Genomic DNA, 21,684 nt, shown 5'->3' with positions numbered 1-21,684 from the left:
CGGTGAAGACCTTTCTGTTTTCGTTGCTGATTATCAAGGGTAGAATAGAAGAAAAGGGGTGATGACTTATGGGTAAAGCAGCAGAACAGCCTTCCGATCAGTTCCACTATATTAAAAACCGTATTCAAATGCTGAACCAAGTCGTATCGACGATGGATCCGGACGTTGTCGATATGGAGGATTTCAATCGTGTGCTCGATATGATTCAACAGCTGCAGATGAAAATGGAGCGTTTTAAAAAGGATTGGGAGCAGCAATGATTGGGAGAAGGATGGTTTTCTTTTTCATCTGGATCGCGTTTATTTGTTATGCCGTCTGGGTGGCGCCGGACGGGAACGAGGGGTACCTCCAACAGCTTGTCACGATGGACGACCCGGACCCATTGCTCCTCATGGTCTTCAGCCTTCTAGGCGTTTACCCAATGGCATTCGCGTTGATTCTTCTTGGTGAAGACGATAGTGCTTTACCTGTCTGGCCGTTTGTCATCGGTTCGTTTGGACTCGGGGCATTTGCTCTTATGCCATACTTTTTCCTATCAAGAGGAGACCGGAAGAGGAATGTGCGAACACCAAAGTCTGTCCAGAATTTGATTCAGTCGACTCTTTTCAAAGCGCTCTTGTTCGCGGGGGCCATCGCTTTATTTGTGTATGGCTTTTCACAGGGAGATGCTTCTCTTTATGCGAGAGCCTTTCAATCTTCTCAATTCGTTCACGTCATGACTGTCGATTTCTTCGTATTAACGGCTTTGTCTGTCTTTGTAATATTTTGGAAGGAAGGGAAGCGTGAACGGGTCAATCAACGGCACTGGATGGGGATTATTCCTGTCATTGGCTTGCTTGCTTATCTGCTATTACGGAAGGAGGAAGAAATTTGAGGATCCAGCCGATTACACAAGAGGAAGCGGAAAGGATTGCTCATTGGAAGTATCCGGAGCCGTACAGTTTTTATGACATGACGGCTGATGAGGAGGACTACGAAGAGTTCATCTCAGAGGAAAAGCGTAACCCCGATACATATAGTGTACATGTTGAAGAAGAGTTGATTGGATTTTTCACGTTCACTCCAATTGAAGGTTCTCTAGACGTGGGGCTCGGGCTGCGACCAGATTGGACGGGGCAGGGAAAAGGAAGGCCCTTTATCGAAAATGGTCTGAAGTTTGCAGAGGAGAAGTACAATCCGTCTGCATTCACGTTGTCCGTAGCGAAGTTCAATACCCGAGCGATCAAAGCCTATGAAAAAAATGGCTTCATTGAAACAGAAGAATTTATGCAGCCGACAAATGGGGATGTCTATCCTTTTGTCAAAATGAAAAAGTCGTGATGAAGGTTCTGTATGGAATTGAGAGTTCAGTGGGGTGGAAAATAATTCGCTTTCCGCGGCCCAACAGGAAGTTGGGTCGTTCGATGTTGCCACAGGACGTGGCGGTTTTAGTTCGAACATCCTTGATTCTTTGGGGCATCAGACTTCGTCTTCGGGGATCTCACCGTGGTCCGTAAATCCCGCAGGAGTCTCATCATTTTCCACCCCACTTTGCGATAACAGTGGATACAGAACCTAAACAACAACCAGACTCTAATTCGATTATTTGTGCGAACACCATCCATTTGAACATCCTACTACATAGCATATATTCTCAGTTGTACAACAGCCCGAGAATCAATATGAAGACTTTCTTAACACTCTGTAATTCGTGATGAGGCATTCATCACGACTTTATTCGTTTATAGTTTTCCAGGTATGTCAGGACTTCGAGTGTAAGGACGCCCTGCCATTCGGCTTCAGCCGTCGGCCATACGTCTTCGTCTCTTTGCCATGTCCAAGGGGGACTGATCAAGGGGCGTTTCTCTAATCCCTCTACAAAAAAGTCGAGGTTTTCCTGTATATCTGCATCAGACAACCCGACCTCAAGGCTTTGAGGGGATGGTTTGAACTTGAGCGGAAAGGGGACGTAATTCTTCCACTCTTCACGGCTTCGTACCACAATCGAATCGACTGCCTTCTTCATTTGCTGCCGATGCGCATCTTCATAGAAAGAAGGATGCATGGTGAAGAAGCGGTGATAACAGTAGATCTCGTGCTCGGATTCGAATGACTCAAGCGATAAGAAGTGATCGAGAGATTGTCGAACGAGTCGATCTGCATCCAACTTCTCAGTGAAATCCCGGTACTTAAGCACGTATCCAATCAACTCTGCAGAAGGGTTCCCCCAATTTGCATCAATCCAGGACTGTCCATTCTCATGGACGGACCACCAAAAGGCGTGAGGGTGGTCGTTGACTTCTGGTGGCACGGCAAACCAGCCTTGACGTTCTTCATCAAAGGTTTGTTCCAGGTAGCCAATCGCTTTCTGAATCATCACTCTCGCTTCTTCAGATGAATCAACAGTTACTAAGTGCTGTAATGCGACGGATGTTGCGATAGCTGATGAACCAGGAAGACGGATATCTGATTCAAGTCCGCGTCCGAATCCACCGTCTGGGTTTTGGTAAGGCTTGAGTGCCTCAATCATGCTTTTTGTGTCGTCATCCATCTTCGCGCGTTCAACTTCACGGGCATGCTCGCGAATGAATTGCTTCGCAGCTTGATACGTGTTCTGTGACAAATTTTCCACCTGAATCCCTCCTACTCGTATATATTCGGTTCTTCCCTATGATTTCCTTTTTTGTGCACAACACTTTCTTCTCTTTTTCATAACGATTACAATAGTCCGTAGAAGGAGTGAGAAGGATGGCGTTACACCACTTTCATTTAAAAGCAGATTGGCCCGGGGGACGCGATAATGTCGGATATATTGAATCAGATAAATTGAAGACGAAAATCTCTATTCCTAAAGAGATGAATGGTCCTGATATCGGAACCAACCCTGATGAAATGCTGCTCGGAGCTGCTGCTACGTGCTACATCATAAGTCTCGCAGCGCTGATTGAACGCGCGGCTCTACCGCTTGAAGAGATGGATATGGAATCGGAAGGAATCGTCGATGTCACAGACGGAGTCTTCACGTATAAAAAAATAATCCACAAACCGCGAGTCGTGCTGAAGGCTGAAGCAACGGAGAAGCACCTCAGTCAGTTGAACCGTCTGGTTGAAAAAGCAGAGAAGAGCTGCATGATCTCAAGAGCGATCGAAGGCAACGTAGAACTTGAGATGGACGCTCACACAAGCATTCAATCAAAATAGATCAAAAGAAAAGCTCCTCAATGCGAGGAGCTTTTTGTGTTATTGCTTTTCTCTTAGTTTTCAATCAAGTAGACGCGTGCTTCGAAAGGCTTCAATGCTATGGACGTCTCGCCCTTGTGAACTTCCACGTCGTAGTTGCTTAACGCTAACTGCTCACTTGATACAGTAAGCCCGGATTCAAAGTGGGCTTCCCGGTCGGTCAAGTTCGTGACAACGAGAGCCACTTTGTCATCAAGGGTTCTTGTATAAGCATAGACCTGCTCGTCGTTTTCCATGAGTAAATCATAGATGCCGTATGTGAAAAGGTCGTGTTCTTTTTTCATGCGGATCATCTCACGATAGAACTGGAGGATCGATCCTTCCTGATTCCATTGATCCGCGACGTTGACATCCTTGAAATTCGGGTTGATCTTCATCCATGGACTGCCGCTCGTAAAGCCGGCATTTGCATCGCCGCTCCACTGCATAGGCGTACGGCTGTTGTCCCGGGAAGTGCTCCACAGAATTTCCATAATGTCGTCGTGCGCCATGCCTTGTGCTTTTTTGTTTTTATATAAATTCTTTGCGGCTACATCATCATAATCCTCGATGGATGGGAAGGCGACGTTTGTCATGCCGATTTCCTGCCCTTGATAAATGAAAGGCGTTCCCTGCATAAAGAAGTACATCGCTCCGATCGCTTTCGCACTTTCTTTCCAGTATTCCTTGTCATCTCCCCAAGTGGATACGACACGGGCTTTGTCATGGTTCTCAACGAACAAGGCATTCCAGCCGTCATTTTCAAGTGCTTTCTGCCAACGGGTAAGTGCCTGCTTCAAGCCTACGACATCAAGCTTCTTATCTCCGTCGTTGTCCCAAAGGTCCAAGTGCTCGAATTGGAAGACCATGTCCATTTTTCCATTATCCCCAACCCATAAATCGGCCTCGTCGGCACTGACACCATTCGCCTCTCCGACCGTCATGACGTCGTAATTGTCATACGTGCGGTCTTTGAATTCCTGAAGAAATTCGTGGATGCCCTCCTGGTTCATATGCATATCAAAGGAGGAGACGTATTCTTCGTTATTCGGGTTCGGCATGTCAGGAAGGTCAGGGCGCTTCTTAATATGGCTGATGGCGTCGATACGGAAGCCGTCGATCCCCTTGTCCAACCACCAATTGACCGTATCGTACAACTCTTCACGCACTTCAGGGTTTTCCCAGTTTAAGTCTGGTTGTTTAGTAGAGAACACATGTAGGTAGTATTGATCTGTTTTCTCATCGTACTCCCAAGCAGAGCCCTCGAAGATGCTTTCCCAGTTGTTCGGCTCTTTGCCGTCCTTACCATCGCGCCAAATGTACCAGTCACGCTTCGGATTGTCCTTGGACTGACGGGATTCGATGAACCATGGATGCTCGTCGCTCGTATGGTTCAACACAAGGTCGATGATCAACTTCATGTCGCGCTTGTGAACTTCCTCAAGCAGCTGATCGAAGTCGGCCATCGTACCGAATTCTTCGAGGATATCCTGATAATCGGATATGTCATAACCGTTGTCATCTTTCGGGGATTTGTACATCGGGCAGATCCAGATGAAATCAATTCCGAGGTCTTTTACATAATCGAGACGGTCGATCATTCCTTGCAGATCACCAATCCCATCGCCATTTGAATCCTGAAAACTACGTGGATACACTTGATAGCCAACTGCTTCTTTCCACCAAACTCTCTCCATGATCATTCCCACTTTCTCATCTAATGTTGTTTACGTAAGTGCAACCGTTTGCATCATTTTTTAATATAAAAACCCCTTATTATGAATATTCGAGAACAAGAGGTTGAATTCCTGTATTGTGCAACCGTTTTCTTTGCTGTTTTCATAGTAAACGATTTCACTCCGTTTGACAATATTAAGATGAAGAGAATCTGATAATCACGTTCAGATCACCTGTTGCACGAAAAATAGACTTGGGAAAGTCCTAGTCTTTCAAGTGCCTTAAACATGTCTTTAAAAACAAACTATCCTGTTATCAATATCATGCATATCTACTAACGCCCTGTTCTGACAGCAACAAGTGATTCTTTTATGATAAGAATCAGGAAGGTTTAAGGTCTTAAGAAGAGGTGATTAGAACAGTCGTTCCTATTGAGTGAAATAATGAAATTATGCTATTATTTTCCTCTAATGAGTACAATTGTATAGACAAGAGGTGTCAAAATGAATTTGCAAACTCTACTATTAGATGATGTTCCGCTTCATATCAGAGGAGATTATGCGGTCAGAATCGATCAATCCATCGTGTTTCAACTGGACAGGCAGGTTACGGGAGGTTTGATTAATCGCTTAAAGAATGATGGCGTACAACTTGCAAGAGTTTCACGTTCCAACGGAGAGTTTGAATGGTTCCACGGCCCGTTTCGACTGAAGGAACAGTTCGGAGTTATTGTATTGGAGAAAGGCTGAAACGAAAGAATTGCGAGCGAATCGTATTTCATATATATTAAGAGTACATCAACTAAATATTGAATCCTTCGGGGTCGGGTGAAAATCCCAGCCGGCGGTAATGAACATCATGTTCCAAGCCCGCGACGGGGAAGCAGTGTGAAGCACGTTTCCCCCTGATTTGGTGCAAATTCCAAAGCCGACAGTGAAAGTCTGGATGGGAGAAGGATAGCGAGACGTAAATGGTGCACAATCGGTGTGCCTGATTTTGCTATACGCAAATTTACGAATCTACAGACCCTGGAGAAGTATGTCTTCTTCAGGGTCTTTTTTATTTTGGTTTGGAGAAGGAGGGTTACGAGATGGACAGAGATGAGCATTACATGTCACTCGCGATTCAGATGGCCCGGGAAACCGTCGGTCAGACATCACCGAACCCGTCGGTCGCAGCTCTTGTGGTGAAGGATAATCAAGTCGTCGGAATGGGCGTCCATGTAAAGGCAGGAGAACCGCACGCTGAAGTCCACGCTCTAGCGATGGCGGGTGAGAAAGCGGAAGGTGCAGATATTTATGTAACGCTTGAACCGTGCAGTCATTACGGAAAAACACCCCCGTGTGCAAAAGCCGTAATCGACGCCGGAATCAAGCGGGCTGTCGTCGCTTCCCACGATCCGAATCCGAAGGTCGCCGGCCGCGGCATAGAGTGGATGAGGTCTGCTGGATTGGAAGTCGTGGAGAACGTCCTCGCAGAAGAAGCAGACGAACTGAACAGAACGTTCTTCCACTATATCCAGCACAAAGAACCGTACGTCCGGTTGAAAATGGCGATGAGCTTAGACGGCAAAATCGCGACAGCAGCGGGAGAGAGTAAATGGATTACAGGTGAGGCTGCGCGTCTTGATGGACATACGTACCGTCATCAATCGGACGCTATTCTCGTCGGTGTGAACACGGTGCTTGCCGATGATCCTTCTTTGACGACCCGAATCGAAGGCGGAGGGCGTCATCCGATTCGAGTCGTATTGGATAGTCAGCTGAGGACTCCCCCTTCTGCAAAAATCATACAAAATGAAGAAACCCCGACTTGGATTTTTGTTGGTCAAAAAGTTGAAGCGGATAAGAAAGAGGCATTCAGCCAATATCCACACGTATCGATCATTGAGCAGCCTTATGACAGGATCGAGGCGTCTGATGTGCTCACGTATTTAGGGGAGCAGAACGTGACGACCCTTCTGATCGAGGGAGGCGGCACGGTTGCAGACGCTTTTGTACGGGCTGGGAAGGTCCATGAAGTCATCACATACATGGCTCCTAAGCTGATTGGCGGAGAAGGCGCCTTAACCCCTGTGAGCGGAAAAGGGATCGCTCACTTAGCGGATGTGGATGCCTATCAAGTCGTTTCGACAGATAAAGTTGGAGAAGATGTGAAAATCGTTTCGATCAAGAAAGGGTGACAGAGAAGATGTTTACAGGGATTGTAGAAGAAATCGGATCATTGAAAGCCGTGAAAAGTAAAACGGAGGCGTTGGAGCTTCAGTTAACGGCTGAAAAAGTGCTGGAGGATGTCCAGCTTGGTGACAGCATTTCCGTGAATGGCGTCTGCCTGACGGTGACAGACTTTTCAAAGGATACGGTCAGTTTCGATGTGATGCCGGAGACGTACAGAGCGACGACGCTGCATGCATTGAAGCAGGGGAGTCCGGTCAACTTAGAACGGGCAATGGCTGCGAATGGACGTTTTGGAGGCCATCTCGTATCTGGACATATCGATGGAACCGGTAAAATCGTATCGAAGAAACCGGAGTCCAATGCGGTCTATTATGAAATTGAACTGCCGGACGAACTGATTCACTATTTTGTTTATAAAGGATCGATTGCCGTCGATGGAACTTCGCTCACGGTCTATGGCGTGGAGGAGAACCGTGTCACGATTTCCCTGATTCCTCATACCGTTGACCACACTGTGCTCGGCGATAAAGGCCCGGGGGATGAGGTCAACATCGAATGCGATATGATCGGCAAATATGTGGCCCATTTTTTAAGCAATCAACAATCACAAAATCAGAAGCCCGATGTGTCGATGAATTTTCTTAAAGACAATGGCTTCGCATAAATGAGGTGAGAGACATGTTCGATCTTATTGAAAAAGCGATTGAACGATTGAAGCAGGGGAAGCTTGTTATTGTGTGTGATGATGAAGATCGTGAGAACGAAGGGGATCTGATCGGTGTTGCCGAGTATGCCGACGCAGAGATGATCAACTTCATGATTAAGTACGGTCGTGGTCTTGTATGCGCGCCGGTTCAGGAAGAGCTGGCAGAAACGTTGGATCTACAGCCTATGGTCGATCACAACTCGGACCCGAATAAGACGGCGTTCACAGTCAGTATCGATCACAAAAGTACGACAACAGGGATTTCAGCTGATGAACGGGCGACGACCATCAAAGAAATGCTGAACCCGGAAGCAACGGCGAACGACTTCAATAAACCGGGGCACATCTTCCCGCTTGTTGCAAGAGAAGGCGGCGTCCTCCGCCGTGCAGGACATACAGAAGCTGCGGTGGACCTGGCTCAATTAGCTGGCGCGAACCCTGCCGGCGTCATCTGTGAAATTATTAAAGACGACGGAACGATGGCACGCGTCCCTGATTTGAGAAAAATGGCGGATGAGTTCGATCTTCCGATGATTACAATCGCGGACCTCATCCAATATCGTCATAAAAATGAAAACCACGTTGAAAAAGAAGTGGAAGTGAACATGCCGACAGCGTTCGGTGATTTCAAAGCGATTGCGTATCGCAATGACATCGATCACAAAGACCATGTGGCCCTTGTAAAAGGTGACATCAAGCCTGACGAACCGACATTGGTCCGTGTCCATTCCGAATGTCTGACAGGCGATGTCTTCGGTTCCTACCGCTGTGACTGCGGACCCCAGCTTCACAATGCCCTCAGGCAGATTTCCGAGAACGGCAGCGGGGTTCTTTTGTACATGAGACAGGAGGGCCGGGGTATTGGGCTGGTCAACAAACTGAAGGCGTATAAGCTTCAGGAAGAAGGATACGACACAGTCGAGGCGAATGAGAAGCTCGGCTTCGGGGCAGACCTGCGCGATTACGGCGTAGGAGCACAGATCTTGAGAGACCTCGGAATTTCGAAAATTAAGCTTCTGACAAACAATCCGAAGAAAATCTCTGGACTTGGCGGCTATGATCTCGAGGTTGTCGAGCGTGTAGCGATTCAGATGCCATCGCGAAAAGAAAATGAAGAATACTTGAAAACGAAACAGTCGAAAATGGGGCACTTATTTCATTTCTAATAAGGAGGAATTATAAATGGTTAAAGTATGGGAAGGTCAGTTAGTAGGTACAGGTTTGAAGGTCGGAATCGTCGTTGGGCGTTTCAATGATTTTATTACAAGCAAGCTGTATGAGGGCGCGATTGATGCCTTGAAGCGTCACGGTGTCGATCTTGACGAAGTGGAAGTCGCCTACGTACCGGGAGCATTCGAAATCCCACTCGTTGCGAATCAAATGGCGAAAAGCGGCAAGTTCGATGCGGTCATCACGCTTGGTGCGGTCATTAGAGGATCTACACCACACTTCGACTACGTATGCGGAGAAGCGGCTAAAGGGGTATCCCAAGCTTCTCAGCAGTCCGGTGTACCTGTCATCTTTGGTGTCATCACAACGGACACGATCGAGCAGGCCATCGAACGTGCAGGTACGAAAGCAGGAAACAAAGGCTGGGAAGCAGCAACAGGCGCCATCGAAATGGCGACATTGATGAAGAACTTCCAGTAATATTCTCTCACCGGCTTCCTGTATAGGGAGCCGGTTTTTTTGTTTATAAAAAATGAAAATAAGGAATCATGCATGTAGAGGAAGGTGAACAACATGACGACAAGAGCCGTTTGGTTCCGAAGAGACTTACGATTGAATGATCACACCGCTTTATCAAAAGCGATCGAGGATTCTAAGAAAGGTGATGAACTCCTCCTTCTTTTTCACATACATCCCGACTTGAATAAGTCGTTCCATGCGACTCATGATTATTTCTTTCAAACACTCAACCACTTGGTCGAGCATTCGAAAGTACCGTTTCATTTTATCGAGGGATCATTGGAGGAAGCTTTCGATGATCTATTTGAAAAAGTAGACGTCGACTACGTGTACTTCAACCAAGACGAATCGGGTTTCGGGAAGCAGCGTGATGATGCATTCCTTGAGTACATGGACGACAAAGAAGCAGAGGCTTGTGCCTATATCGATCATCACATGCACGGAGCACAGGAAATATCGAAGAAAACAGGCGGCTATTACAAAATGTTCACGCCCTATTATAAGCAGTGGAAACAGGTGCCGAAGCCTGCTGTTCAGAAAGTGGATCACGAGAAGCTGGAAGCCTTGGCTGTTGACTATACTTCTTCCTTTAAAGATGGCAGGAAGGCGTACGACGATCTCGTCGGAATGACAGAAAGGGAGTTTGACGGAATCGGTGAACAGGACGCATGGGATCGCTTCGAAGACTTCATCGACGGCCCCATTTACGACTACGATGACGAGCGGGATTTCCCTGCTGTAGACGGGACGAGTAAGATGTCGAGGTTCCTTCGAACAGGCGTGGTTTCCGTAAGGTCGCTCTACCATTACATTCAGGATGAAGTCGACTTCCGCAAAAATACCGAAGGCGTCGAAACGTATATTTTAGAGCTCGCCTGGCGCGACTTCTACAACATGATCTATCATTTCTATCCTCAGTCCAAAGATCAGGAAGTTGTGGAAAAATACCGAGGGCTTCCTTGGAACAATGATGACGATTTATTTGACGCCTGGAAGGAAGGCAGAACGGGATTCCCGGTCATTGATGCTGCCATGAGACAGCTGAATGAAACAGGATGGATGCACAACCGCCTGCGCATGGCGACGGCTTCTTTTTTAACAAAAGACCTTCTGATGGACTGGCGGAAAGGGGAGCGTTATTTCGCTGAGAAGTTGATCGATTATGATCCGGCTTCGAATATCGGAGGCTGGCAGTGGGCCGCGTCGACCGGTACGGATCCTGTTCCATACTTCCGAGTCTTCAATCCGACAAGGCAGTCAGAGCGCTTTGACCCACATGGCCGATTTATTAAAGAGTGGATTCCAGAGCTCAAGGATGTCCCGAAAAAATATATACATGACCCTTCCAAGATGCCGGAGAATGAACAGGAGAAGGCTCGCTGTATGATCGGAGAGGATTATCCAGAGCCTGTCGTCGATCATAAAACGATGAGAGACAAGGCGATAGAGATGTTCAAGGATCAGAAGGATGGCTCCAGCTAGGATTCGCTCAATCAATATGAAATAATAGTAGAAACGATAATAGTAGGAGGTACTTGCTTTGAATCAAAAAGAACTTGAAAAGTATGCAGCACTTGCGCTTGAAAAAGGCGTAAACATTCAAAAAGGACAAGGACTGATCATCAACGCACCGATCGAGGCGTCTGACCTTGTGCGCACCATTTCCGCTAAAGCCTATGGAAAAGGCGCAAAGAATGTCCACGTAGAGTGGAGTGACGAAGTGTTAACATTCTTGAAAATGAAGAATGCTCCTGAAAGTGTGTTGGAGAACTTCCCGAAATGGAAAGCGGATGGGCTTGTAGAAATGGTCAAGGACGGCTATTCTCTATTGACCGTCTATGGTCCGAACCCTGACCTACTGAAGGATGTCAGCTCTGACCGCGTGGCGAAAGCGAATAAAGCGAGCGGAGAAGCGTTGAAGACGTACCGCGAATTCATCATGAACGACAAGACGACGTGGTCGATTGTCGCATATCCACAACAGGCATGGGCACAGAAGGTCTTCCCTGACGCTGAACCAAAAGAAGCGCAGTCTAAGCTTTGGAACCAGATTAAATACATCACGCGTATTGATCAGGAAGACCCGATCAAAGCCTGGGATGAGCACAATGCGAAGCTGCGTCAAGCACGCGAATACTTAAACCAGAAGCAGTATAAGAAGCTTCATTACAAAGGGCCTGGAACGGATCTGTCGATTGAACTCGTACAGAACCACATCTGGCACGGAGGCTCTACCCAGTCCCAAGAGGGAACAGAATTCAATCCGAACATGCCGACAGAGGAAGTGTTCACGATGCCGCATAAATACGGTGTGCAAGGTACAGTGTCCAGCACAAAACCATTGGCATACGGCGGTAATCTGATTGAAAACTTCACGCTTACGTTCGAAAACGGAAAAGTCGTCGACTTCACAGCAGAAGCAGGCGAAGACACGCTTAAGCACCTTCTAGAGAGCGACGACGGAGCGAAGCGTCTTGGTGAAGTGGCGCTCGTTCCTGACGAGTCCCCGATTTCTCAGTCCGGTCACATTTTCTTCAACACCCTTTACGATGAAAATGCGTCCTGTCACCTTGCGCTCGGTAAAGCGTATCCGACAAACATCGAAGGCGGATCGTCCCTTGATGAAACGCAGATGGATACGCAGGGCGTAAACGACAGCCTTATCCACGAAGACTTCATGATGGGCTCAAGCGAACTGGACATCGATGGTGAAACGCACGACGGCCAGTTCGAACCGATCTTCCGCAAAGGCTCATGGGCGATTGATTTTAACGAAGGAAGTGAATAAAGGCTGATTTAGGCCTGCCATCAACCCGGATGACGCATTCGTAAATCGAAGCGTCGTCCGGGTTTTGTTTTGTGGATGACTCCGAGTGTTTATCGGACAGGCGTCGCGCTGATGGGCAGTCAGTCCGATGAAACTCTAAATGGGACAGGCACAACACCAATCAGGAAGCGGACAGTCCGATAAAACTCTAAATGGGACAGGCACCACACCAATCAGGAAGCGGACAGTCCGATAAAACTCTAAATGGGACAGGCATCGCACCGATCAGGAAGCGGACAGTCCGATAAAACTTTAAATGGGACAGGCATCACACCAGTCAGGTGGTTCACAGTCCCATAACTCGCTAAATGGGACTACATGTACACGTAGCCGATTCGCCTCTGTCCCAATGCCTCTTACACATATATAATCCTGTCCAAGTCCCCCTGTTTTTGTCGACGACTGTTACAAATTTGATGCCGTCATTACACGACCGTTACAAATCATTTAAATTGCAATAAAAGAGGAGTTTATCGCTCTTTCTTGTGGTACATATAAGATAACAGAAGTACCATAAGAAGGGTGAACACAACTATGAAGCGCGATGCTTTCTTTGATAATGCGAAATTCATTCTGATCTTTTTCGTTGTCTTCGGTCACCTGATCCAACCGTTTACGGACGGGTCGAAACCGATGTACACACTATATATGTGGATTTATACCTTCCATATGCCGGCCTTTATCTTCCTGGCTGGATTTTTTGCAAAGGGTTCTGGAAAAAAGGATTACATCATTCAGCTGGCTAAGAAGCTGATTCTGCCTTACCTGATCTTCCAGCTGATGTACACAGGCTATTTCTTCTTTATCGGGAAGGATGGTTGGTTGAACGGACCATTCTATCCGCACTGGTCGCTTTGGTTTTTATTCAGCTTGTTTTGCTGGCACATCCTTTTATTCTGGTTCAAAAAGATTCCGCCGTTTATTGGATTGGCCATTGCAGTCGAGATCGGCCTTGTCGTCGGATATTTGGATGGAGTCGGCCATAGCTTCAGCTTATCCCGTACTTTCGTCTTTTTCCCGTTCTTCCTTGCGGGTTACTGGTTAACGAAGGAACACGTAAAGAAGTGGCGTACGCAGCGTGTCAGGGAATTCGGCCTTGTCTTCATGGCCGTGATTGCTGGATTGATTGCCGCGTTTCCAGAATTCAGCTCCGGCTGGTTCCTCGGTTCCAAATCGTATGAAGTGCTGGGGACACCGGAACTTGGTGGCTTGATTCGACTGGCCGTCTACGTCCTTGCCGGATTGATGACCGTCAGCGTCCTCGCCTGGATGCCAGGGAAGGAGTTCAAGTTCACACATCTTGGAAGTCAAACCTTATACGTTTACCTGCTGCACGGCTTCTTCATCCAGTTCTTCAGAGAAGCCGGCTGGTTCAAAGTTGACAACTTGTTTGATGTAGTCGGGCTTGCGATTGTCTCGCTCGTCATTGTGCTGCTGTTATCATCGAGCGTCATCCGTACGATGACTCAGCCATTGATTGAAGGGAGAGTGCAATTAGTCAAACAAAAGTGGGACCAGCTGATCCACAGTCGTGAATACCGTTAGAACAAAGAGCGTCCAAACGAGGGCGCTTTTTTTCAAGTGCTCGAGAAAGTCCTATCGGTTTTTTTAAAGCTTGAGAAAAGGTGTTGGCGAAACAACTCGCTTCCTCGGTGCTGTGAGGTCTCACCTGTACTCTGCTCTCATAGGAGTCACGCTGTTTCGCCAATCAATTTACGAGGTGGAGGCGGAACCTCTTTTGCTATATCTGGAAAAGGAGATGATGCACAGAATAACGTTTTGTCTTTCCTCAACCTCGCTCGGTTCTGTTCCTAATACTTTCATACAGTGGGGTGGAAAATGGGGAGACTCCTACGGGATGCACGGACCTCGGCGAGACCCCGCAAGGCGAAGCCTGAGGCGGCTCGGCGTCCGCCGTGGAAAGCGAGCTATTTTCCACCCCACTGTCCACCTCATTTGTAACAGGACCGTTCTCCATACTTCTTTAACAGTCTGCTCTTTTTGATTGAATAAAAGAAATCAGCTCATACTAGTGGTAGTCATTAAAACAGGAGGTTTCTGTATGTCGAAAAAGGTATTGATGGTCGTAACCGATACAGAGAAATTGGATAAGGATACACCTACAGGACTTTGGCTTTCAGAGTTTGTTGAGCCGTCCACTGAACTGAAGCAGGCGGGTTTTGAAGTGACGGCCGCCAGTATGAAGGGAGGTCGTGCGCCGATTGATCCGAACAGCTACGAGAACGAGCTTCCGCGCGTATGGGACGGGGTGATGGAACCGATTCACGATATGGAGAAATTGTCAGAAGTGAACCCTTCAGACTATGCAGGCATCTTTTTCTGTGGAGGTCACGGGACGATGGTGGACTTTCCGAACAATGAGACGATCCAGGAAATCGTGAGACATTTCATTTCTGAGAAAAAAGTGATTGCTGCGGTTTGTCATGGACCTTCCGCATTCGTCGGTGTCACGAATCATAACGACGTTCCGTTTGTCAGAGGGAAGAAAATGACCGGCTTTACCAATGAAGAAGAGAGAGGAACGGGACTTGATTCGCATATGCCTTTTCTTCTCGAGGATGAGCTTGAGAAAGCAGGAGCGGACTTCGTAGCAGGAGAAGCGGCGAGTGATCATGTAGAGGTCGATGGAACGTTCGTGACAGGCCAGAACCCTCAGTCAAGCTTACAAACGGCTCAAAAGATGATTGAGCAATTAAAAAAGCAGGCCGGGTAATCCCCGAGCCTGCTTCGGCTTCATTTTAAAATAGTAAGTGTGCAATGAGTGTAATGATCGGAAGTGTGATCAGGGTACGTAGTAAGAAGATGATGAATAGATCCTTCATATTGACCGGTACCTTGGATCCAAGCAGTAGTCCACCAACCTCTGACATGTAAATCAACTGCGTCACAGATAGGGAAGCAATGATGAATCGTGTCATTTCACTTTCAATGCCTGCACCGATCAAGGCAGGAAGGAACATATCGGCGAAACCGACAAGAATCGTTTCAGAAGCTTCCTGTGCATACGGCACCTGCATCAGTTCGAGCAATGGAATAAACGGTGTTCCGATCCATGCGAAGAATGGTGTGAATTCTGCAATGACCAGAGCAATCGTACCAAGCGCCATAACAATCGGAGCGACACCCATCCACATATCGAGGATGTTCTGTCCGCCTTCTTTGAAGAAGTGGCCGATCCCTTTAGATTTGCTCCCACGCTCGACCGCTTTTGTATAGCCGTAAGTGAAGACATTATGCTGTTCAGGAACTTCTTCTGAACGATCATCCGGCTCATCGTTGACATAGGTGTCTTCTTTTCTTGATAGAGGTGGAATACGCGGCATAATCAGAGCGGCCACAAATCCGGCAAGTGCAACCGTTAGATAGAACGGGATGAACATGTCACCAAGACCGACTTCTTGAATGACAACGATACTGAATGTAATCGATACAATAGAGAAGGTTGTCCCAATTACGGCAGCTTCACGTTTTGTATAATATCCTTCTTCGTATTGCTTACTTGTCAACAGGACCCCGATTGTTCCATCACCAAGCCAAGAGGCTAGGGAGTCGATGGAGGAACGCCCCGGAAGACGGAATAGAGGTCGCATGATTTTTGTAAGAACGACACCGAATAATTCCAACAGCCCGAAGTTTAATAATAAGGGCAAGAATAAACCGGCGAATAGGAAGACAGCGAATAAGGTGCTGAGCAGTCCTCCGGATCCGAGTAGTAGACCGCCTGTAACGTCTGAAATAATCGGCTCGGGTCCTACTTGGAAGTAAACCATTAACGCAAAAATCATACCAAGAACACGCGTGACAACCCATACAGCTGGAACATCGAATAGTGACTTGAAGAATGGTGTTTCGTCCAGTTTATCTGGACCGGCGAATTTAACCAACAACGTTCCGATCGCTGTGATCGAGATGATGATCGTCATGATCAATGGAATCTGTTCACCGATGGCTCCTTTTAAGGCGTCCGCCAGAAGCGCAACGGGGATGGTAATCGAATCGCCCTGAGCGACCGGGAACATAAATAAGAATACACCGATCAAGGACGGAATAATAAAACGTAAATGCGAAGCGGCTTTAAAATCTTTTGCTTTCATCCAAAATCTCTCCTTGCTGTCTAATTCATTTATTATGAGTGCAGAGAATAAATATGCAATGACACTAATTTTAATACGATTCGACAAAAAAGCCAATAGGAAATTTTTATTCTGTGTAAAAAATGTTTATCGATCTCAGGAAAGAGGAACTCTTGCTTATACTAAAAATAATAATCAGGGGGTATCGCTTTGAGATCTTTCCCTACTCCGAAAGTCGTCGTCAGTCAATGCCTGGAGTTTGAAGAAGTCAGGTACAACGGTGCTGTCATTCCAGATAAAGCCGTGCAGCGCATGCAGGCTTATGTCGAATTCATACCTGTCTGTCCTGAAGTGGAAATCGGTCTTGGCGTCCCGCGTGACGTCATCCGTATTGTTGGTGGAGAGGAAGAACAGCTCGTTCAGCCGAAAACAGGTCAGGATTATACAGATGTTATGAAGAAGTTCGCCGAGACGTTTATTCAGAACCTTCCTGATGTGGACGGCTTCTTATTGAAAAACCGCTCACCTACGTGCGGCGTTCAGGATGTCAAAGTCTATCAAAGCACAGACCACGGTCAGGTGATTGGAAAGACAAGCGGTTTTTTTGCCAAAGAAGTGCTGGCCCAACACGGCGGACTGGCAATTGAAGAAGAAGGACGTCTGAAAAACTTTACACTTCGTCATCATTTTTTAACGAAGCTGTTTACACTCGCTGAGTTCCGTGCGGTTAAAAAGGCGGCTTCCTTCAAATCCCTACAGAAGTTCCAAGCTGAGAATAAGTATTTGTTTATGGCTTATCACCCCGGTATATCCAAAAAAATGGGGCGGGTTGTGGCCAATCATGATCACCATTCCTTGGAAGAAGTGATCGATCAGTATGAAAAAGAGCTCCAGCATTTACTGCAGACCCCAGCAAAACCGAAATCTCATATCAACGTATGTCAGCATATTGCCGGTTACTTCAAGAAACAGTTGGGCAGGCGGGAAAAAGAAGAATTTCAGCTTCTGCTAGATCAATATGCACAGGAGCAGGTTCCGTTAAGCGCTGTCATTAGTGTCCTGCGCACATGGACGGTCCGGTTTGATGAAGGCTATCTCGACGATCAGACGTATTTCCAACCGTATCCGTCAGAGCTAGTCGAGATCTCCGATTCCGGAAAGGGGCGGGCCTACTCTTAAGTGTAGGCTCGCGCAATCCGGTCGACACTCGGACCATAGCTTTCCCCGAACATATTGAGATGGACGAGCAGGTAGAACAGCTGATAGAGCGGTTTACGAACCTCGTAATCATCAGGAAGCGGTTGAATCTCCTCGTATGCCTTATAAAAATCACGCGAGAACCCACCGAATAATTCTGTGAAGGCAAGTTCAAAGGCAAAATCACCATAAAGGACAGATGGATCAATCAAGTAAGGCTTTCCGTCACCACCGGCCATCCAGTTTCCACCCCACAAATCCCCGTGGAGTAAAGAAGCTCCCGGATCATCAGGAATCCACTGCTCCAGTTTCGCTGTCAGCTCTTGGAGTTGATCGAGGCGTCTGCCGGATATGAGTCCATTCCTTTTTCCGTATTCAATTTGAGTCCGCAGTCGATCATCACGATAATAAGTGAGCCATGAATCGCTCTCGGCCTCTGGCTGATCGAGCTCTCCGACAAATGTGGGCACGTGGAAGCCGTAAGCATCCCCTGTATGCTTGTGCATCTGCGCCAGCTGATGTCCCAGCTGCTTGGAAACGTCTTGTTGACCTGTCGGAACCCAGTCCAATATCATAACGGCTTCCTCGTCGTTCTCCGGCTCGTCAAAATAATGAACATGAGGAACCGAAATCGTCCCTGTTTCCTCAATCCGCTTCAACCCTGAAGCTTCTGCTTTAAAGAAGTGCGAAGGGACATTCTGATTTCCTTTAACAAAATATTCGTTCTTTTCCGTTCTGACGTAATAGGAGCGGTTAATATCTCCACCACCAATACTTTTCCACTCTTGTATAGTAGATTCGTCTTCCAGACTATGTAATCCTGCTTGAATCGCCTCTTTCACTCGAATCCCTCCTTCTTCCTTACTCTATACCCTTTTGAAAAGCTGAGAATTCTCGAAATATAAATTCAGACATAAAAAACCCGGAAGACGCATCTTCCGGGTTTTATGAATATTAATGAATCGTTGTTGAAATGGTGGGGACTTTCTGTGTCTTCTTTTCATAGGCGAAAATGGTGTTCACCGTACGGAATCCGAGATGACGATAAAGCTTCTCTGCTTCTTCATTGTTTGTGCGTACGGAGATGGTCACGACATCGAGAGAGAGGGCGTGAAAGGCGTATTGCAGCGCATATTCAATCAGTGTCGTTCCGATTCCAGCACCCTGTTCACTGTCCGAAACATTGACGAAGCAGATTTCTCCTTCATGGCCTTCAATGATTGTTTCAAAATAGATGTAGCCGAGCAATGATCCATTTTCCTGATAGCCCCACAAATGGTTTTCCGGTTCTCTTGATAAGCGGATCATTTCCTCTGTCGTGTAGTAAGCGGCTTTCGGATGAAGGCGGTCGATCTCCTGGAAGTCTTCCTCGATGACATTGACGATGCTGCTGTGGTCGGAGGTGGACGCCTCGAAGCTGTGCTTATGCAGAGCGAGTGTTTTTTCGACATTGTAAAGCTCGAACTGGTGGCGCTCTGTAAAGGAAAGAAGTTCGGTGTTTGAATCGAAGCAGGCAACCTTGGCGACATCGAAATGAAGATAGACCGTAAGAGAAGCCTTATCCCACAAGCTTTCGATCACTTCTCGTTCATTTTCTATCGCAAAAGGACCGAGCAGACGGCACAGTTTCTGATCGAAAAATGGAAGCAGACCGAGGAATCCAATGATTTCATCGTCCTTCCAAGCCACATAGGCAAGGGGATCTGTAAATTGAGTCAACGTCCATATCTGTTCAAAAATTTCATTAGGATCTGACGCCAGCCAGGCGACGTAATGGTGGTCCTGGTTATTCATGCGGTGAAGCCAGTCAGCCACCTTATGTAAGTCTTTCACCTCAAGTTCGCGAATGTTCATGAAAGATCACCTTTTTCGTTTTAGTTTATCATGTCATAAGCATGTCAGGTTGTGCAAGCGAGGACCCTGTCAGTGAAAAAGGGAGATTGAATTACACCAAAAAGGGTAAAGTGAAATAAATAATAGGACAAGGTACAGGATAAAATACCTTGAAAATAAGTAGAACAGCTTGAGAGGGTGTATCTTCTCAGAAACCGGTTCATGGCGAGGCTGACTCTTATTTTAGATGAAAGGGGGAGCCGGTTTGAAGGAACGATTGAAATACATACCCATCTACCGAATCACTGTCATCGTCTGGATGGCGTTTCGATTCCTTATGCAGATTCTATGGTTTCAAAAAACGAATCGAAACTGGACAGAAGAAACCGAGCGGAAATGGAATGAAATGCTTCAAAAGCAGGCGGATGAATATAGAAGAAAAGCGATCTCACTTGGCGGTCTGCTCATCAAGTTCGGACAGTTTTTAAGTTCAAGGGGAGACTTGCTGCCGCAGTCTTTTATCAAAGAATTGGAGGGGCTGGTCGATCGGGTGAAGCCCGTCCCTTTTTCTAAATCCAAAGCCATCATAGAGGACGACTGGCAATCCGATTTGGACGAATACGTAGAGTGGATCGAAGAAGACGCCGTCGCCTCGGCTTCCATTGGAGAAGTCTATCAGGCGAAGCTGAAAGACGGGACGCTCGCGGCAATCAAGGTGCGGAGGTACCGGGTTGACGAGATATTCAAAATGGACTATAAGGCGTTGCGCATCGTCTTTTGGATGATCAACCGGTTCACAAGATATGGTCGGAAAGCGGACCTTCCTGCGCTGTATCAGGAAGTCGTCCGGGTGATCAGTAATGAACTGGACTTTACAAAGGAATTGAAGAACGGGAATCAATTCAAGAAGCGGTTCCACGACTTTCCGAATGTCTATATTCCGGAATACAACTCCAACTTGTCAACAAAGCGCGTCCTTGTGATGGAGTGGATTGAAGGCGCTAAGGTGACAGACCTTGCCTTTATTAGAAAGCATCAGCTCGATCGAGAGAGAATTGCTAAAACGTTATTCGACTTATGTATTGAACAGTTTCTGTACAACGGCATGTTCCACTCCGACCCGCACCCGGGCAACTTGATGCTCAAACCAGACGGGACGCTTGTTGTGATCGATTTCGGAATGGTCGGTGAAGTCCGCGATGAGGATGTACGCTCCATTCGGAAAATCGTACAGGGCTTCATTCTCGAAGATTATGACATGGTCGTGCAGGCCCTGGAGCAGATGGGCTTCCTTCTTCCGAACGCGGATTCGGATAAGGTGAAAAATCTGTTGAAACAATCCACGGACCTTTACTTGGATGGGAACTTTGACAAGCTGGATCCGAATACGATGAATGAAACCCTCGAAGAAATCGAAGGATTCATCAAGGACCAGCCGATTCAACTTCCTGCCGACTATGCATTCCTCGGCAGGGCGACCAGCATCATCGTCGGTGTACTCAGTACCGTACATCCCCAAATCGACTTGATCGAATGGGGGAGACCCGTCATCAGAGATTGGATATCAGGGGATGAAAAACAGTCCACGGCCTCTTTATACACAGAAGTGGCCAAAGAGACGGCACGCCCACTGCTGTCATTGCCACGTGCACTGGTGAACTATTTGGAAGATGGAGATAAAGAAAGAGATTGGAAGACGCAGCATCAACAGAAGCAGATGTCCCATCAGTTCTATCTGTTTTATGCCTTGCTATCTTTTATCATGATGCTTGCAGGTGTAGGGCTGATGCTGGTAGAAGCGCTCACTATCATGTGGATCACTTCAGTCATAACAGGGATCGGCCTAATCGGTGTTGTGTTCTGCTTAGTGAATCATTGGCGCATGATTAAAGACATGACTAAACAAGGGAGGAATGGACAATGAACGATTTACTTAAAAAAGGATTTTATCTTGGAATTGGTGCAGCAGTCAGTGGAAAAGAGAAGTTTGAAAAGATGATCAACGAAATGGTGAAACGTGGCGAAATGAGCCCTTCCCAAGCCAAGTCGATGATGAGTGAATGGGTGAATAAAGGCGAGAACGTCGATAAAGAATGGAGCGGCCAAGCAAAGGCCAAGTTTCAAGACCGGATGAAGGATCTAGGATTTGTAACAAGAGAAGAATATGAAGTCCTTGAATCAAGACTCCGCCGTTTAGAAAACTTCCACTCTCAAGACTAAACCAATTACGGCAAGTTATTTTCCACCCCACGGAGCACTCAAATGCATCCGGAAACTAATACAAAA

21 protein-coding genes and 1 riboswitch are annotated in these 21,684 nt (G+C 47.0%); of the genes, 16 read left to right on the top strand and 5 right to left on the bottom strand.

The window, feature by feature from the left end:
• Nucleotides 1–68: 68 nt before the first annotated feature.
• The 3 genes from LCM20_RS10945 to LCM20_RS10935 are packed head-to-tail and all read left to right on the top strand — an operon-like array spanning nt 69 to nt 1,320.
• Nucleotides 69–260, top strand: coding sequence for an SE1561 family protein (locus LCM20_RS10945; RefSeq protein WP_225195491.1), 192 nt, complete (start codon nt 69–71; stop codon nt 258–260).
• A gap of 11 nt (nt 261–271) precedes the next feature.
• Nucleotides 272–874, top strand: coding sequence for a hypothetical protein (locus LCM20_RS10940; RefSeq protein WP_225195490.1), 603 nt, complete (start codon nt 272–274; stop codon nt 872–874).
• Nucleotides 871–1,320, top strand: coding sequence for a GNAT family N-acetyltransferase (locus LCM20_RS10935; protein ID WP_225195489.1), 450 nt, complete (start codon nt 871–873; stop codon nt 1,318–1,320). Before LCM20_RS10940 ends, LCM20_RS10935 begins: the two co-directional genes overlap by 4 nt.
• Before the next feature lie 385 nt (nt 1,321–1,705).
• On the opposite strand, the gene LCM20_RS10930 is transcribed toward LCM20_RS10935, so the two are convergent.
• Nucleotides 1,706–2,611 (bottom strand): hypothetical protein, encoded by a 906-nt coding sequence (locus tag LCM20_RS10930; RefSeq protein ID WP_225195488.1) that lies wholly within the window; start codon nt 2,609–2,611, stop codon nt 1,706–1,708.
• 116 nt (nt 2,612–2,727) lie between these two features.
• On the opposite strand from LCM20_RS10930, the gene LCM20_RS10925 reads away from it, so the two are divergent.
• Nucleotides 2,728–3,180 carry an OsmC family protein gene (locus LCM20_RS10925; protein ID WP_225195487.1) on the top strand — a complete coding sequence of 151 codons (453 nt, stop codon included), beginning with the start codon at nt 2,728–2,730 and terminating at the stop codon, nt 3,178–3,180.
• A 53-nt stretch (nt 3,181–3,233) separates the two neighbouring features.
• Here the strand turns inward: LCM20_RS10925 and LCM20_RS10920 are convergent, their stop codons facing one another.
• Nucleotides 3,234–4,895, bottom strand: coding sequence for a glycoside hydrolase family 13 protein (locus tag LCM20_RS10920; protein ID WP_225195486.1), 1,662 nt, complete (start codon nt 4,893–4,895; stop codon nt 3,234–3,236).
• Nucleotides 4,896–5,378: 483 nt separating this feature from the next.
• Between LCM20_RS10920 and LCM20_RS10915 the strand changes: the two genes are divergently transcribed.
• The 9 genes from LCM20_RS10915 (at nt 5,379) to LCM20_RS10875 (ending at nt 15,008) form a co-directional block, all read left to right on the top strand.
• Nucleotides 5,379–5,624 (top strand): hypothetical protein, encoded by a 246-nt coding sequence (locus tag LCM20_RS10915; RefSeq protein WP_225195485.1) that lies wholly within the window; start codon nt 5,379–5,381, stop codon nt 5,622–5,624.
• Nucleotides 5,625–5,684: 60 nt separating this feature from the next.
• Nucleotides 5,685–5,836, top strand: a riboswitch (FMN riboswitch).
• Between the two features lie 129 nt (nt 5,837–5,965).
• A complete protein-coding gene (gene ribD / locus LCM20_RS10910; RefSeq protein ID WP_225195484.1) occupies nt 5,966–7,057 on the top strand; it encodes a bifunctional diaminohydroxyphosphoribosylaminopyrimidine deaminase/5-amino-6-(5-phosphoribosylamino)uracil reductase RibD in 1,092 nt (363 codons plus the stop codon).
• Nucleotides 7,058–7,065: 8 nt separating this feature from the next.
• Nucleotides 7,066–7,716: a riboflavin synthase gene (ribE, locus tag LCM20_RS10905; RefSeq protein ID WP_225195735.1), complete on the top strand. Its 651-nt coding sequence runs from the start codon at nt 7,066–7,068 to the stop codon at nt 7,714–7,716.
• A gap of 14 nt (nt 7,717–7,730) precedes the next feature.
• On the top strand, nt 7,731–8,924 hold the full coding sequence (locus LCM20_RS10900) for a bifunctional 3,4-dihydroxy-2-butanone-4-phosphate synthase/GTP cyclohydrolase II (RefSeq protein WP_225195483.1): 1,194 nt from the start codon (nt 7,731–7,733) through the stop codon (nt 8,922–8,924).
• A gap of 16 nt (nt 8,925–8,940) precedes the next feature.
• Entirely contained in the window at nt 8,941–9,408 is a 468-nt protein-coding gene (ribE, locus tag LCM20_RS10895; protein ID WP_225195482.1) for a 6,7-dimethyl-8-ribityllumazine synthase, read from the top strand.
• A gap of 93 nt (nt 9,409–9,501) precedes the next feature.
• Complete coding sequence (locus LCM20_RS10890) at nt 9,502–10,929, top strand: cryptochrome/photolyase family protein (protein ID WP_225195481.1); 1,428 nt, start codon at nt 9,502–9,504, stop codon at nt 10,927–10,929.
• Between the two features lie 58 nt (nt 10,930–10,987).
• Nucleotides 10,988–12,235: an aminopeptidase gene (locus LCM20_RS10885; RefSeq protein WP_225195480.1), complete on the top strand. Its 1,248-nt coding sequence runs from the start codon at nt 10,988–10,990 to the stop codon at nt 12,233–12,235.
• 573 nt (nt 12,236–12,808) lie between these two features.
• The gene (locus LCM20_RS10880) at nt 12,809–13,819 is read left to right on the top strand and encodes an acyltransferase family protein (RefSeq protein ID WP_225195479.1); all 1,011 of its coding nucleotides are present in this window, start codon (nt 12,809–12,811) and stop codon (nt 13,817–13,819) included.
• A gap of 517 nt (nt 13,820–14,336) precedes the next feature.
• A complete protein-coding gene (locus LCM20_RS10875; RefSeq protein WP_225195478.1) occupies nt 14,337–15,008 on the top strand; it encodes a type 1 glutamine amidotransferase domain-containing protein in 672 nt (223 codons plus the stop codon).
• A gap of 25 nt (nt 15,009–15,033) precedes the next feature.
• Here LCM20_RS10875 and LCM20_RS10870 read toward each other — a convergent pair whose 3' ends face one another.
• Complete coding sequence (locus tag LCM20_RS10870; RefSeq protein ID WP_225195477.1) at nt 15,034–16,389, bottom strand: YjiH family protein; 1,356 nt, start codon at nt 16,387–16,389, stop codon at nt 15,034–15,036.
• A gap of 189 nt (nt 16,390–16,578) precedes the next feature.
• On the opposite strand from LCM20_RS10870, the gene LCM20_RS10865 reads away from it, so the two are divergent.
• On the top strand, nt 16,579–17,547 hold the full coding sequence (locus LCM20_RS10865; protein ID WP_225195476.1) for a YbgA family protein: 969 nt from the start codon (nt 16,579–16,581) through the stop codon (nt 17,545–17,547).
• Here the strand turns inward: LCM20_RS10865 and LCM20_RS10860 are convergent.
• Both LCM20_RS10860 and LCM20_RS10855 read right to left on the bottom strand, forming a co-directional pair.
• A complete protein-coding gene (locus LCM20_RS10860; RefSeq protein WP_225195475.1) occupies nt 17,544–18,407 on the bottom strand; it encodes a fructosamine kinase family protein in 864 nt (287 codons plus the stop codon). The two genes, LCM20_RS10865 and LCM20_RS10860, sit on opposite strands and share 4 nt — an antisense overlap.
• A 112-nt stretch (nt 18,408–18,519) precedes the next feature.
• Nucleotides 18,520–19,419 (bottom strand): GNAT family N-acetyltransferase, encoded by a 900-nt coding sequence (locus LCM20_RS10855; RefSeq protein WP_225195474.1) that lies wholly within the window; start codon nt 19,417–19,419, stop codon nt 18,520–18,522.
• Between the two features lie 244 nt (nt 19,420–19,663).
• Here LCM20_RS10855 and LCM20_RS10850 point away from each other — a divergent pair, with 244 nt between their 5' ends.
• Together LCM20_RS10850 and LCM20_RS10845 are read left to right on the top strand one after the other, a co-directional pair.
• Complete coding sequence (locus tag LCM20_RS10850; RefSeq protein ID WP_225195473.1) at nt 19,664–21,322, top strand: ABC1 kinase family protein; 1,659 nt, start codon at nt 19,664–19,666, stop codon at nt 21,320–21,322.
• Nucleotides 21,319–21,618 (top strand): phasin family protein, encoded by a 300-nt coding sequence (locus LCM20_RS10845; RefSeq protein WP_225195472.1) that lies wholly within the window; start codon nt 21,319–21,321, stop codon nt 21,616–21,618. The genes LCM20_RS10850 and LCM20_RS10845 overlap by 4 nt, the downstream gene beginning before the upstream one ends.
• The last annotated feature ends 66 nt before the right edge of the window (nt 21,619–21,684 follow it).

The organism is Halobacillus litoralis (genome assembly GCF_020171725.1).
GTDB classification, from domain to species: domain Bacteria; phylum Bacillota; class Bacilli; order Bacillales; family Halobacillaceae; genus Halobacillus; species Halobacillus litoralis_F.
This window is presented reverse-complemented; position numbering and strand designations above follow the sequence as displayed.

Bases quoted from the DNA above. Each gene is read 5' to 3' on its own strand.
- LCM20_RS10945 (WP_225195491.1), top strand. From the start codon at position 69: ATGGGTAAAGCAGCAGAACAGCCTTCCGATCAGTTCCACTATATTAAA.
- LCM20_RS10940 (WP_225195490.1), top strand. From the start codon at position 272: ATGGTTTTCTTTTTCATCTGGATCGCGTTTATTTGTTATGCCGTCTGG.
- LCM20_RS10925 (WP_225195487.1), top strand. From the start codon at position 2,728: ATGGCGTTACACCACTTTCATTTAAAAGCAGATTGGCCCGGGGGACGC.
- LCM20_RS10920 (WP_225195486.1), bottom strand. From the start codon at position 4,895: ATGGAGAGAGTTTGGTGGAAAGAAGCAGTTGGCTATCAAGTGTATCCA.
- LCM20_RS10915 (WP_225195485.1), top strand. From the start codon at position 5,379: ATGAATTTGCAAACTCTACTATTAGATGATGTTCCGCTTCATATCAGA.
- ribD (WP_225195484.1), top strand. From the start codon at position 5,966: ATGGACAGAGATGAGCATTACATGTCACTCGCGATTCAGATGGCCCGG.
- ribE (WP_225195735.1), top strand. From the start codon at position 7,066: ATGTTTACAGGGATTGTAGAAGAAATCGGATCATTGAAAGCCGTGAAA.
- LCM20_RS10900 (WP_225195483.1), top strand. From the start codon at position 7,731: ATGTTCGATCTTATTGAAAAAGCGATTGAACGATTGAAGCAGGGGAAG.
- ribE (WP_225195482.1), top strand. From the start codon at position 8,941: ATGGTTAAAGTATGGGAAGGTCAGTTAGTAGGTACAGGTTTGAAGGTC.
- LCM20_RS10890 (WP_225195481.1), top strand. From the start codon at position 9,502: ATGACGACAAGAGCCGTTTGGTTCCGAAGAGACTTACGATTGAATGAT.
- LCM20_RS10880 (WP_225195479.1), top strand. From the start codon at position 12,809: ATGAAGCGCGATGCTTTCTTTGATAATGCGAAATTCATTCTGATCTTT.
- LCM20_RS10875 (WP_225195478.1), top strand. From the start codon at position 14,337: ATGTCGAAAAAGGTATTGATGGTCGTAACCGATACAGAGAAATTGGAT.
- LCM20_RS10870 (WP_225195477.1), bottom strand. From the start codon at position 16,389: ATGAAAGCAAAAGATTTTAAAGCCGCTTCGCATTTACGTTTTATTATT.
- LCM20_RS10855 (WP_225195474.1), bottom strand. From the start codon at position 19,419: ATGAACATTCGCGAACTTGAGGTGAAAGACTTACATAAGGTGGCTGAC.
- LCM20_RS10845 (WP_225195472.1), top strand. From the start codon at position 21,319: ATGAACGATTTACTTAAAAAAGGATTTTATCTTGGAATTGGTGCAGCA.